The organism is Vibrio sp. 11-4(1), assembly GCF_013048625.1.
In the GTDB taxonomy this organism is placed as follows: domain Bacteria; phylum Pseudomonadota; class Gammaproteobacteria; order Enterobacterales; family Vibrionaceae; genus Vibrio; species Vibrio diabolicus.
Genome location: NZ_VHSY01000001.1, coordinates 496544 through 509645, shown reverse-complemented (window position 1 = coordinate 509645; position 13102 = coordinate 496544). Strand labels below are relative to the sequence as shown.

The window sequence follows — 13102 nt, the reverse complement described above, 5'->3', positions numbered from 1 at the left end:
TGCATGCCACCAAAAGTAACTAAATACGTTACTTTCATTTCAATTTGTTTATTGAGTTACTAATTTCGAAACTTCTGAGTGGGTTTTCTTTCCCATGGTTCAAACAGAGGGAACGTCCAGCGACGCATCGCAATAATCAGAGAGGTGCCGTGTTTCTCGTCCATATCGAGAGAGCTATCACTTTGGCAAGCCTGATAAAACTCATCGATGACCTTTTGCAGTTTCTGTTGCAGCTTCTTGTTGGTTGGTACGCTCATCAATCCTGTTGCCATGGACAACTGTTCATCTTCACCAGAAAAGTAGCTTTGGAAAAAGGCGTCTTGAACTTGCTGTTGGAAGAACTGCTGAATAGGGCCGCCCATCTGCCACTTAAATGTCGGAGATATACGCAAACGAATTTTGTTATTTGGCTGCAAGTCGATGATGTTCAGACGATCCAACTGAGCAAGCTTTTGCACCAGTTCCAACTCATTGAAGGTGTATTGCTGAACGATTTGTTCAAACTGATAACCATTTACAACACAGATCGCCACGAGTAGCAGGGCTTTATCCTCAACCAACTGCTTTTCTTGCTCTAATGTTAGCGACTCTAGACCTTTATTGTGCGCAGCCGCGAGCTTAAACAGTTCAGCCATTTCTAAACCAATCAATTGGCAAATGCGTTCTAAGCGTTCAAGGCTAATGTGTTGACCTTCAGCGAGTAAACGTTTGACGCTTCCTTCACTTAAATCAAGGTGTTGTGCAACATCGGCATAATGCAGCCCAGCTAACTTTAGTTGGCGTTTAAGCTCTTTAATTAACGTATAGCTTTCTGACATTTATGCTGTCACCTCGTCGTGTAATTGCTCTATATACGCTTGCATAAAGGCTTTGCGTTTTTGCGCTTCGCGTCTCGCTGACTCCGTGTTCATAGTTTCAGCGATTTTGAATAACTTGGTTTGAAAGTGATCCAGAGTGAATTGTTTATCGTCGAGCTCTCGCTGTTGAGCAAAGATGTCTTTGTCATCGTAAAGTTGCGCATCAAACTCAGTGCTCACTTGTATACAGCGAGTAATGCCAATTGCGCCTAAAGCGTCCAGACGGTCGGCATCTTGAACGACTTTTGCCTCCAATGTGTTGGGTCTGATATTAGCGCTAAAGCTGTGTGCTTCTATCGCATGGGCAATGGCATCATGGTATTGCTGCGGATAATCGATACTTTCTAAAAACGCGACCGCTTTTTTGGCTGCAATGATTGAGCTCTGCTTGCGGTTTGGATGATCTTTCGGATAGGTAAAACAATCATGTAAATAGGCGGCGGGAAGCACAATAGATAAGTCGGCGCCTTCTTCTATAGCCAGTTTTTTTGCAGTGTTTACGACCCGTTGAACATGGCTTATGTCATGCGCCGCATCGACTTGCATCTCTTGCTGCATAAATTCCAAAAATTGCGATTCTATCTGGCTTAATAAGGTCATGAGTTATATCTACAACTAAAGTGAAGGCAGAAGTATGCCGAACGCAGAGAGGAATTTCCAAGTTCGATAGTGTAATTGAGATTTAGCCATCAGAACCTTATGCAACTTAGTGAGTCTCGGGTCATCTTAAATAGCATTTTTGTGCGTTCGGTTGGCTATTAAGGTGGTAAGACACAGAACAGCAGTGACGTTTGCCAATAGCAAAAGGGACTGATGATTTCGTCAGACCCTTTTTCGTTTTAGTCGGTATTTTTACGAACCTTAGCGCTTGAACGTCACTTGCTCTGCTTGTTCAAGATGAATATGAGTCGTCGCAGGCTGTGTCTCTGCAATGACTTTACCGTGACGAACCGAGTAGCGAACCGGCACTTGGCGACGTACTGCGTCAAAAACATTTTCTGCAGGAAGAATCAGTAAACTACCTGGCTTACCTGTTTCAATGCCGTGCTTGTCTTGAATGTTCAGTGTACGTGCTGAATTGGTGCTGATCAGATCCAGTGAGTTGTTGATTTGGTCGTAACCCATCACCTGACACACGTGCAGACCCATATGCAGCACTTGCAGCATGTTTGCAGTGCCTAGTGGGTACCAAGGGTCAAATACATCATCGTGTCCAAAGCAGACGTTGATGTTGGCATTCAGCATCTCTTTCACTCGTGTTACGCCGCGACGTTTTGGGTAATCATCAAAACGGCCTTGTAAGTGAATGTTCACCAATGGATTTGCCACGAAGTTGATACCGGACATGCGTAATAAACGGAACAGGCGAGATGCGTATGCACCGTTGTAGGAACCCATCGCTGTGGTGTGACTGGCCGTGACTTTATTCCCCATATCAAACTTGTGCGCTAATGCTGCCAGTGTTTCAACGAAGCGAGATTGTTCGTCATCGATTTCATCACAATGCACGTCGATCAGGCGGTCGTATTTTTGCGCTAACTCGAATACGTAGTGCAGCGATTCAATGCCATATTCGCGTGTGAATTCAAAGTGTGGAATCGCGCCAATCACGTCCGCACCTAATTTGACGGCTTCTTCTAGCAGCTCTTTGCCATTTGGGTAAGAGAGAATTCCTTCCTGCGGGAAGGCGACGATTTGGATATCTACCCATTCTTTCATCTCTTCACGCACTTCTACCATCGCTTTTAGGGCAATTAGGGTAGGGTCTGAAACATCGACGTGGGTACGAACGTGTTGTACGCCGTTTGCTATCTGCCATTTTAAGGTTTGTTTTGCGCGCGCTTTCACGTCTTCAATCGACAGCATTTCTTTGCGCTCAGCCCAACGTTCAATACCCTCAAACAATGTGCCAGAGATGTTCCAACTTGGCTCGCCTGCGGTTTGAGTTGTATCTAGGTGAATGTGCGGCTCGCAGAAAGGCGCAACCGCCATACCGCCTTCAGCATCTATGAGGTCACCGTTGTGATTAAGCTCCACATCGTTGCTTTCAATGCGCTTGAATTGACCATCTTCAATCAAAATTTGCTGCAGACCTTCTTGTCCTTTTAGCGTTACGTTTTTGATCAGTAGTGTTGTCATGATGGTTCCTTACGCTGGCTGTGTAGCCAGTGCTTTTTTGTTGAGAATAGGATTAAGAATCAGGAAGCTAATTGCGCCGCCAAGTACAGCGTTAATCGGTACTACGCCAGGAAGGAAGTGTCCCGCACCAACGCCAATCGCTACAGCGATAATGCCAGCCCAGTTTACGCTTTGGAACTGGGCGGCTTCAAAGTTTGCGTAGCGCTTACGGTTCGTGAAGAAGTCAGCGATGATCACGCCGCCAATCGGTGGAATTGCCAACGATAGGAAGGTTAGCCAGCCAACAAAGTTATTGTAGAGCCAGAGAGCGCAAAGTGTGCCAACAAGCCCGTTCGCCATCGAGATGTATTTACTTGGTAAGCCTGTGATGTTGGAAAATCCAAGACCCGATGCGTAGAGCGCGTTGTCGTTGGTCGTCCAAATGCTTAATCCAAGTACGATGATGGCGGGAATTAATAAGCCTTGCGCAATCATCACTTCAGAGATGTCTGATTGACCAGTCACCGACGCACCTGCCGCGCCAAAGATAAACATTAACGAGTTACCGATGAAAAATGCCACCATTGTGATCATCACAGCGCTGCGCGGCTTTTTGCCAAAGCGCACGAAATCTGCCGTTAATGTACCAGCACTGACAAAAGAGCCGACAACCATCGCGAGAGCTATTGAAAAATCGAGTGGCTCGGTTGGTTGAACCTGTTGTAGTTTGCTAATACCGCCAACGCTATTTACTGCCTCGATGACAGAGTAGCCGCCAAGTAGCGCGATGGCAGGAACGGCGATTGCTGACAGCACCATCAGTGCTGAGATTCCAAAGTAAACGGTCGCGGTCATGAGCAAACCGGAGACAAGGATCAAAGTATTGGTATCGATGCCCGTTGCTTTATGCACCGGAATCGCAAACATCGCGACACCAACTCCAAACCACCCAACTTGAGTACCGCCAAGAAGAGCAGAAGGAAGCCAAGAGCCTTTAGAACCAAAAGAGAAACGAGCAAGAAGGTGAGTAGAGAGACCAGTAGAAGCGCCGATGTAACCGAGGAAAGAAGTGTAAATACCGAGGATTAGGTTACCGATGAGAACAGCGAGGAAAAAATCATTAAAGGAGAGCCCAGTACCGAGAGAACCCCCTGTCCACATACTTGCGGAGAAAAAAGTGAGTCCTAACATCACCATGGTTAGTGATGCCACGCCTTTTCTGGCCGTGTTGGGAACTGGTCCAAGACTGTAGTTATTGTCTCCAGCCATTATTACCTCCGCACATTGAAATATTAAATTATAGCACCTGGTTTTCAGGCAAACGGCGCGTATTATCGTGGTGTAAACTTAATAGTCAATGATAAAATTGCAATTTAAACGTTTGCTTGATTTTTGGTGTCTGTTTTTTCTTTTAATAACAATGGTTTGGTTTTTAAGTTCTAAAATTGAAAAGTTTATTTTTACGTATTTTGTATGATTTATAGACAGGTTTTCTATGTGAAATGAATGTTTTGAATTGCTATTTGTTTTTATGGATTAAATTTATCTATAACTCTGGATTGTTCAGTCGATTTCTATGAAAAGAAAACGATTTCATGATGAGATTTTTGGTTTGGACGTTATTTGTTCTTTTTGGTGTGTGTTTTCTTGGTTTTATTTTATGTAGGTGATTTGTTTTTGTTGAAGCTGGCATTTCTAATGGTTTAGTGGGCGAATATTTGAATTTTATAAACAGTAAACAATCTGTTGTGGGCAAGAAAAGTACAACCGAGCTCGGTCAGAGGATAAGAGAGCAGTAGCCACATAAAAAAGTAGCCAACCGCAAAGAGTGCGATTGGCTTATATACATGTGAACAAAATCAAGTTCACTAACAACGTCAGTTGGCTAGGTGACCCTCGGCTTAAGAAGGGTCGATTTATATAATGCAGTTACTGTGCCAACTATAATATGCCCTAAAATACGTAGTTTCTGTGACATGCGTTGCTTAAAGTTTGAGTTTGTTTGCAATTTGCAACTGCGTTATGCAATTTGACTCTATTATGCTAATGATTGATTAATAAACAGTGGACTTTTTAGAGCATGACTAAACTCGCCGTTCCCAAAAAGGCGAAAAAACCAACCACATCTGTCACCGTCGTTAGAATAACCGAACCTGCTAAGGCTGGATCCAATTTAAACTTATCCAAAATAATGGGTATCAACACACCAAATAAAGCAGCAGTAATAATGTTGACGATAATGGCCAGCGCGATGGTTCCACCTAAAACTGGCGATTGGAACCACAATCCGGCTAACCCGCCGATGATTAGCGCCCAAGCAATGCCGTTCAGTGAGCCAATACCCAGCTCATTTTTTAAGAATTTGAATCGGTTACCTGGGGTAATCTGATTGAGCGCCATCGCACGAACCATTAGAGTCAGGGTTTGGCTGCCTGCAATGCCACCCATCGATGCAACAATTGGCATTAGTACGGCCAAAGCAACCACTTGAGCAATCACGTCTTCAAATAGCCCGATAGTGACAGACGCTAAAATTGCAGTCAGCAAATTGATGCCCAGCCACACGCCGCGTTTTTGCGAGCTTTTTAATACTGGCGCAAACAAGTCATCGCCTTCATCCATACCAGTACCGGCCATTAAGCGCGCTTCGTAGATTTCACGTTGCGTACTTAATGCAAATTGCCAATCGACTTCACCAATCAGAGTTTGGTCTGCATCGGTCACAGGCAGAGCGGGCAGTGTGCTGTGCTCTAATGCTTCTACCGCTTCGGGAAGCATCATCTTACTGTCTAGCACCGTCACCGCTTCAATAACGAGTGTTTTCAAGCGAGTATCAGGATCACTACGTAAAATTTCGTAGTAATTGACTGTCCCTCGATACTGTTTATTACGGTTGATCAGGTAGACTTGTTGAGGCGTGTCGTAGCTATAGCGCTCCATTAACTGCTTAGCCGTTCCAATCGTAATATTAAAGGGCAGGGTGATGATTTTACGCTCAGCCCAGTGGCCGAGTTCTTCATCTTCATATTCGTTTGCTTGATCGTAAAGCTCTAACTCATCTTTTTCGATTAACGCGAGCGCTTCGTTGATGATCGACTCAGGCAACGAATCCGCCCATTCGATCAGCGATAAGTTATCAAGTTTAGCGAGGGTGAGTTTTAGCTCGACTTCAGATAATGCATTGATGATAGAAAAACGTACGTCGGCACGCATTTCCGTTAACACGTCGATATGCAGTTCTAGTGGCAAAGCTCGCCATAAGCGAACACGATCATCGATTGGAAAGGCTTCCAGAATTAGGGCGACTGCGCCAGGTTCGAGACCCGCTTCAATAGATTCATTGAGCGTTGCGACTTGATCCGCTTCTTCGGCTTGGCCAATTTGCTGGATTAGAGTGGAGAGATCTTGAAACTTGCTCACCGAGTACCCCGATAGTTAATTCGTTTTATGGAAGTATGGCATGTTATTGAGATGCACAACTATGCATCTTAACCTTGCTCAAGGTACTTGAAAGTAACAGAAAAACAATAGGCTATTCGCTGTTGATAGTGAGATATGGCTGTACCAATTGGCGAATGTTCACTTTTGCGCCAATTCTCGCTGCGAGCAAATACATGCCACCAATTTTACGATGTAAAAATAGGGCATCGGCAGGTGGGGTATGCCAGTACTCTTGTTCCATGCTCAAAATAGTGCCAGCTTCGCGAAGTTTTTGCGCTAAGCCACTGGCTTTAAAATCATATGGCTCATCAACTAACATGGGTTCACATGCCATTTTTACTAAATCGAGAATCGCTTGGCGCTGATCAGGTAAGATGGTTTGGCTGAAGAAGCCAATTTGCTCAAGCGCGTCATTCAAGCCTTGTTCGTCATTATTCATGACGGACGCAAAGGCTTGGCGATAGCCGGCACTGAATCGTTCGCTGTATTCGCGAGTTGCACCGAAATCTAACAAGCCGATTTGGCGAGTACTTTCAATGTACAAGTAATTGGCGAAGTTAGGGTCGGTTTGCACCATCTTGAATTCGAACAGCTCTCTGAACAGCAATTCGAGCAAACTGTGCATGACAAAATCTCGCGTACTTTGATCATAATGTTCGATGTGTTCAATGGGTACGCCGTCAATAAACTCCATGGAGAGAACGGAGTCTGAGCAACTTTCAGTGTGAATCTTTGGTACGACAAAATGAGGATGCTCCTTCAAAGCATCATGGTAACGAATCGCAAATTGCGCTTCTCGGGTGTAATCGGCTTCATCATGCAGTTGCTTTTTCGCTTCTTCGAGCAATCCTTTGTAGTCGACAGACTCGGGAATCAACCCAACGACCTTGAGCAGTGTACCGACATTATCGACGTCGCTATCAATACTTTTTCGTATGCCCGGATATTGCACTTTGACGGCTAGGTTATCGCCCGCATCGCTGTAGGCTTGGTGCACTTGTCCTATTGATGCACTGGCGATTGGTTTGAAGTTAAATGATAGAAACTCAGCTTTCCAACTCGTTCCTAGCGAACTTTCCATGACTCCGTTCAGTTGCTTTGCAGGCATTGGGTCTGCGTTGGAGCGAAGGCGGGAGAGAATATCTGCGAGTTCAGGTTCTAAAACATCACCAGCATCCATTGAGAGCATTTGACCAAGCTTCATTGCAGCGCCACGTAGGTGAGCAAGTTGGTCTGTCAACCGTGCGATGTTTTGTGGCGTCAGCAAGAGGTCTTTCGCTTTTGGTTTATTGCCTTTGGCGATTTGTTTCGTGCCTTCTGCAATCACATTGCCTGCGACACGGGTAGCAAGTGAAGCGAACTTGCTGAACCTTGAGATACGATGGGTAGGTAGGCTTCTTTCCTTTGCCGACATGAATCTTCTCCGCTGTTTACTAACTAATTGTTATACGGGAAAAGGATGTGTTTGGATACAAATGAAAAAACCGCCAGCGAAACTGGCGGTTTGTGAGTTTAGATGGAGTAGAAGAAGTACAGCTGAGACTTCATTCGAATGATGATCCCGCGAATCACATCCAAGAAGGCCATGAAGCCTATCGGTTTTTCACCGCTGACCCATGCAAGGCCAACAGAGCCAACAGGAATGTCGTAGCCTTCTGGCTCATCAATCTTAAGACGAACAAAGTGGTGTTTGTTCTGTAAGTTCTTTCCAGTGGTGATACGTACGGAATCATCGAAACCCAGCAGATTACCTTGTGACTCACCTGTTGCTTCAACAATGCCTTCGACGGTCGCTGAGAAGATCTTACCTGGGTAAACGGACGAAGAGAATTCCGCTGGCTGACCCGGTTTGATGTTACGAATCGCCTGGTGGTTGACTCGCATCAGCACATACTTCTCGTTAGTGTACATGTTGATACGCGGCATCATCGATACACGCTGACCTTCACGCAGGATAAAGTTGGTGACAAAGCCATCTGTTGGGGCATGAACTTTTGTGCTATTCAAATCCCATTGCGCTTTTGCAATTTGCTCTTCAGCTTGGCGCAGTTCGGCTTGTTTGGTTTCAACTGCAAGTTCCGCTTTATGAATCGCCAGTTTTGCACGGGAAATATCGACTTGTTTCTTCTTAATTTGAGACTCAAGGGTTAACACGTTGTGACGTGCCATATCAACCGCACTCGATTGTTTGTCGATATCGCTTTCCGTGATGGTGTTTTGCACCACTCGGTTTTGCTCAACATAACGATCTAGCATCTTTTTCTGCAATTTGTAGTCAACGTTCGCCGCTTCCAATTGGCTCTTTGATGTTTCTAGATCTTGCACCAATGCTTGATGATTCGCTTCTTCAATCTCGATGTCGCCTTTTGCCGTAGCTAATGCGACTCGTGCAGAATCGGCGGATACGTTCGCCTGATTTAATGCGATTTCGTATTGAGTTGGGTCAAGTTCATAAATAAGCTGACCTTCTTTAACTTGTTGATTTGGCTTAATGTAAATATGGTCAACTTTACCCTTCACATTGGTTGAATCTGGACGCAATTGGATGTGTGGTGACTGCACGACAGAACCACCGGATAAATCCATCGGGGTGAAGTTAATCAAACCTACCCATACGAACATCAGCCAACTCAAACCGCCAAGATAAGCGAACGATTTGGTTGCTTTGTTCCAAGGCATGCCAACCAAACGCAGCAAATAGATGAAGAGTGCCCATACCGCTAAACCTTCTAACATTACGCTTCCTCTTTTGGCTGTGTTTCTGTTTGCGGTTTACTTCTCCATGTATCACGCAGATTGATGATGGCTTTTTCCATATCAACGAATGCAAAGATCACAGCTAGCACCCAAACCCAGTGCCAGACAAACCCAATCCAGGTGAGCGCAGTGATGAGCCCTATCTGATGATGGTCTTTGCTGTGCGCCTTATTAATTGGCAACTCATGGATTTTCCAAAAGCCGTAACACGCGCCCGCGACACTCGCGATTAAAACGACAGCAGCGACAATATGTAACGCTGTATCTGCACCAGTTCCGACAAATGGGACACTCAGTAAACTCATTAAACACTCCTCTATCAAACGGTTGGCGTATTGTGATCTGGATTTGATTTAGGTCTTTATTTGTGACAGATTCAATCAATAGAGGATTAATTTTGATGTGATTAGTAATGAAAACGGTTCGATTTATTCGCGCGATGGGCATTCTAAACATGCATAACCTCGCGTTATCTAAATATAATTTGAGCTCGGATGAACTGGGGATTCCGTCGTCGGTATTTCACAACCCAATGACACTGATCCCGCTAAAAGCCGTCGCAGAATGGTATCGTTGTGTTGAACAAGCCAGTGGTGACCCGGATGTGGTATTGAGTCTCAGCCGAGGTATTGAACTGCAAAAGCTTGGACCTGTGGGACGCTGGCTATTTTCTGGGAATGATTTAGCCAGCGCGATTCGACGAGTTAATTATGGTGCGAGTAACTTACAATCTGGGGCGTTTTTTGCTGGCGAACAGTCGGGCAAAATCATCAAATGGACTTACCACAATCCGTTTATAGAAACGTCAGTAAAGGTGCACGATAGTATCCGCTGTGCGGTATTTATGATTAAAGTGCTACGCGAATTTCTTGGCAAAGACTATCAGCCTTTGCGCGTGAAGGTTTCAGGGTCGAGAAAAAATACTGAGCGATACCGAGAATATTTCGGCTGCGAGGTGGAATGGAGTCAGCCAAAAACAGAAATATGGATCCCGGGAGATGACCGATTAGCTTCTCGACAAGTGAGCCTCCGAGAAGATAGCCGCTTAGCGATGAGTTTTTCCGATTTGGATGATTTGCTTAATATGCCCGACCCAGAAGATGAGTTGAAAGTGATTTATGAAGTGGTGAACTACAGCAGTCATTATGGATTGCCAGCGTTAGAGCGCGTTTCTTCTCTGCTTGATTTATCTGAACAGCAGTTTCAACGTCGCTTGCACAAATTAGGCCTCAACTTCTCGATGGTATCCGGCTATGTATTGAGTAATGTTGCGGCTGGGTTATTGAGTAAGTGCGTGAGTATTGATGACATAGCTATGCGCCTTGGTTACACCAATGTGGCGAGCTTCAATCGTATGTTTAAGAAGCATCGTGGATTAACGCCCAAGCAGTATGCGGGAAGATTAGAAAAGTAATGCTTCACTTGTCTTTATGAAAACAAGCAATAAAAGCCCTCAAGGTAGAGGGCTTTATTATTTTTTTGTGTGGTGTTGTTTAATGTAATGGCTATTTCTTAGGGCGCCAGCTTAGTGCACTTGCAACAGCGCCGATGGCAATCACATCCTTTTTTTGTTCACTAAGTTCTGGGAGCATTTGTACCGCAATGGTACCGTTCGTCTGTACAGCGGCAATTTCTTGTGTGCCTTCCTTAAAGCTATAACCCAATGGAATGTCTACCGCCATCATGGCGTCGGGACTAGTATGTACGGTTTCTACATTAAAGTGGGTGCTGCCGATACGCACTACGCCAGTCTCTTTTTTCTCGAAGCTGATGTCGATGAGAGCGGATTTTGGCTCCATAGCAAATTCTCCCACTTTGACGCCATCTTGGGTGATATCACAGGTGTAAGGATCATTCCCACCAAAATCGACGCCCATGTAGTTAACCGACATACCGCCTCCAGCGCAGCTCAGAAGCCAAGTTTCCCCGTTGTCGATACGAGTAACTTCTGCGCCCATCGTACCTTCTTTGAAAGAGATATGGTTAAACCAACTTGAGTTAGAAGCACTGCGTGAATAGTTGCCTTTGTACTTACCAGCAAAATCAAAATGACCATCTGCACCGAATCCCCAAAAATCTCCGTCGGTTTTGATCAGCATTTCTGGTTGTGCTTTTACGGCATCAGTACGATCCATGACGGCTAGGCCACCACAACCTACAAGGAGTAGGGGAGCGAATAGAGTAAGTTTCTTCATGTTTTTCATCGTTTATAGCTCGGTTACATCTAAGATTTGGTCGGTGAATTGGATCTTTTGAATGTCGTACAACTCATCCGAGCCTGTACTCGGACACTTAACAGAAACGCTCTTTGCTTTGATAACAGTACATTCTGCCAGTTTGTGTGGCACGATATAGGTGTTGATACCACCTTCACCATAAATGCTGTTGTCTTTGCTGTTGCCCTCAAAGGTATTGTTTTGGTCATTACCGATGACATTCATTGCGTCGTCGCCAATGATCTTCAACTCTTGTCAGCCACTGAGATTTGTAGGTGTATGCTTCTATCAAGCCGTCTTTGTTGGGAGCCATACGGAAGGTAGGCACTGTGCCTGGATTTGTATTTTCTGTGTAAAGTTTGACGCCCGCAGAGTCGATGTTCGCGGTGTATTGCAAGTATCCGTGGAATAAGCCGCTGATCCAATCAACGGCTTGTGGATCTTGAGTTTGCATTTCTTCACGTGTTAACGCTTGGTAGCCATCTAAACCTTGTCCGTTTGCTTTTGCTACACCCATGTAAGCTTCAAAAGCGGCAGCAAAGTATTCGTGAGAATATGAAGGGCCCGTTTGTTTAACACTTTCAGGATCGAAGTCGTCCGATTTCCAATCGTCCCAGTCATACTGAGTTGGGCGCCACACCGTCGGTTTGCCCGCTTGAATATCGTTATAGATTTTTAACGCATGAGCTTGAATGTCATTTTGCAGTGCCGCAGTCCCCGTGTTAGGTGCAATACCTTGCGCTTGGACCAAGTGTAAAATTTCTTCAAAAGCGGCGTCTCGTTCGGCTTTTTTACCAAGATTGGCACAGTAATCGGCAAAATTACTCATGTAATGGCAATCGCCTTCAACTGTCAGTTCTCGATACATCAGAGATTGGCTGTTCCTTAGCCAGTTTGGTGTTTCTTTACTATTTACTAATGTTGCCACGATAGATGTGACAAGTGTATCCATATCTTCTTCGTTAAGTACCATCATGCTTACAACAAACTTTTCTAGAGAACTCGTATCAAAAGAGTGTGCTAAGCCCGAGTTTGTCACTGCATCGTTCAGTTTGTCTTGGCGAATCAGTTCGTTGATAAAGATTTTGGTTAGCATCTCATCATTCTGTTCGTCGTTTTCGGTCAGCATTAGTGTGGCATCACGCTCGGCTAATGTCTTAGCGATACGAGACTTGTCAGCGCCGTACTTAGAGTCTGGTTGGTTTGTGAGAAGGTGTTGTATGATTTTGGCTGCACGAAAGATTTTTTCATTATTCGCACCGTCATCAACAGCCACAATGTGAAATGCATCATTGTTATTTGCTTCAGAAAGGGAGATTTTCACATAGTGGGTGAAGCCCGCATCAGCAGCCACTTTTAACTTGGCTGGAAGCTCTGTAGAAACGACAGTTGGGATTGTGACAGTGCTCAATGTTGGCGCTGGTGGTGTTGGAGGTGTCGTTGTTGATGGTTTCGAATTAGATTCACTGCCGCCGCAAGCAGTTAGACTTATAGCGCAAAATATGGCTAAAGGTGTTAATTGGGAATATCTCATTTCATGTTACTCGTAGACTTTATTAGAGCAAGAAACTTAGAAGCAACATAAAGTCCTGTCTATATAAGCAAATCAAGTCATATATATCGATGTTGTTTTTTGGTAAGGACTATCATTCGATATATTTAAAAATATAGTAGATTTTTATTCCGAAATTTATTTTTATGTGAATCTATATT

Annotated in this window: 10 protein-coding genes and 1 pseudogene; 1 reads left to right on the top strand and 10 read right to left on the bottom strand. The window is 44.7% G+C overall.

Annotated features, from left to right (window positions below):
* Positions 1 to 59 precede the first annotated feature (59 nt).
* The 8 genes from FKN16_RS02035 to FKN16_RS02000 form a co-directional block, all read right to left on the bottom strand.
* Positions 60 to 818 (bottom strand): helix-turn-helix transcriptional regulator, encoded by a 759-nt coding sequence (locus FKN16_RS02035; protein ID WP_170901885.1) that lies wholly within the window; start codon positions 816 to 818, stop codon positions 60 to 62.
* The gene (locus FKN16_RS02030; RefSeq protein WP_085343223.1) at positions 819 to 1457 is read right to left on the bottom strand and encodes an HD domain-containing protein; all 639 of its coding nucleotides are present in this window, start codon (positions 1455 to 1457) and stop codon (positions 819 to 821) included. It lies immediately after the preceding gene.
* Positions 1458 to 1718: 261 nt separating this feature from the next.
* Positions 1719 to 2996, bottom strand: coding sequence for a cytosine deaminase (locus FKN16_RS02025; RefSeq protein WP_170901884.1), 1278 nt, complete (start codon positions 2994 to 2996; stop codon positions 1719 to 1721).
* Positions 2997 to 3005: 9 nt separating this feature from the next.
* Positions 3006 to 4244 carry a cytosine permease gene (gene codB / locus FKN16_RS02020; RefSeq protein WP_170901883.1) on the bottom strand — a complete coding sequence of 413 codons (1239 nt, stop codon included), beginning with the start codon at positions 4242 to 4244 and terminating at the stop codon, positions 3006 to 3008.
* Positions 4245 to 5048: 804 nt separating this feature from the next.
* Positions 5049 to 6395, bottom strand: coding sequence for a magnesium transporter (locus FKN16_RS02015; RefSeq protein ID WP_005396363.1), 1347 nt, complete (start codon positions 6393 to 6395; stop codon positions 5049 to 5051).
* Positions 6396 to 6507: 112 nt separating this feature from the next.
* Positions 6508 to 7830: an AarF/ABC1/UbiB kinase family protein gene (locus FKN16_RS02010; protein ID WP_170901882.1), complete on the bottom strand. Its 1323-nt coding sequence runs from the start codon at positions 7828 to 7830 to the stop codon at positions 6508 to 6510.
* 98 nt (positions 7831 to 7928) lie between these two features.
* On the bottom strand, positions 7929 to 9152 hold the full coding sequence (locus FKN16_RS02005; protein WP_145472752.1) for a biotin/lipoyl-binding protein: 1224 nt from the start codon (positions 9150 to 9152) through the stop codon (positions 7929 to 7931).
* On the bottom strand, positions 9152 to 9478 hold the full coding sequence (locus FKN16_RS02000; RefSeq protein WP_053807931.1) for an MFS transporter: 327 nt from the start codon (positions 9476 to 9478) through the stop codon (positions 9152 to 9154). Before FKN16_RS02000 ends, FKN16_RS02005 begins: the two co-directional genes overlap by 1 nt.
* 107 nt (positions 9479 to 9585) lie before the next feature.
* Here FKN16_RS02000 and FKN16_RS01995 point away from each other — a divergent pair, with 107 nt between their 5' ends.
* Complete coding sequence (locus FKN16_RS01995) at positions 9586 to 10587, top strand: AraC family transcriptional regulator ligand-binding domain-containing protein (RefSeq protein ID WP_170901881.1); 1002 nt, start codon at positions 9586 to 9588, stop codon at positions 10585 to 10587.
* Positions 10588 to 10678: 91 nt separating this feature from the next.
* On the opposite strand, the gene FKN16_RS01990 is transcribed toward FKN16_RS01995, so the two are convergent.
* A complete protein-coding gene (locus FKN16_RS01990; RefSeq protein WP_170901880.1) occupies positions 10679 to 11368 on the bottom strand; it encodes a hypothetical protein in 690 nt (229 codons plus the stop codon).
* A 12-nt stretch (positions 11369 to 11380) separates the two neighbouring features.
* Positions 11381 to 12923: pseudogene (locus FKN16_RS01985) on the bottom strand (hypothetical protein).
* Positions 12924 to 13102 lie beyond the last annotated feature (179 nt).

Coding starts and splice junctions, on each gene's coding strand:
- FKN16_RS02035 (WP_170901885.1), bottom strand. CDS start 818: ATGTCAGAAAGCTATACGTTAATTAAAGAGCTTAAACGCCAACTAAAG.
- FKN16_RS02030 (WP_085343223.1), bottom strand. CDS start 1,457: ATGACCTTATTAAGCCAGATAGAATCGCAATTTTTGGAATTTATGCAG.
- FKN16_RS02025 (WP_170901884.1), bottom strand. CDS start 2,996: ATGACAACACTACTGATCAAAAACGTAACGCTAAAAGGACAAGAAGGT.
- codB (WP_170901883.1), bottom strand. CDS start 4,244: ATGGCTGGAGACAATAACTACAGTCTTGGACCAGTTCCCAACACGGCC.
- FKN16_RS02010 (WP_170901882.1), bottom strand. CDS start 7,830: ATGTCGGCAAAGGAAAGAAGCCTACCTACCCATCGTATCTCAAGGTTC.
- FKN16_RS02005 (WP_145472752.1), bottom strand. CDS start 9,152: ATGTTAGAAGGTTTAGCGGTATGGGCACTCTTCATCTATTTGCTGCGT.
- FKN16_RS02000 (WP_053807931.1), bottom strand. CDS start 9,478: ATGAGTTTACTGAGTGTCCCATTTGTCGGAACTGGTGCAGATACAGCG.
- FKN16_RS01995 (WP_170901881.1), top strand. CDS start 9,586: ATGAAAACGGTTCGATTTATTCGCGCGATGGGCATTCTAAACATGCAT.
- FKN16_RS01990 (WP_170901880.1), bottom strand. CDS start 11,368: ATGAAGAAACTTACTCTATTCGCTCCCCTACTCCTTGTAGGTTGTGGT.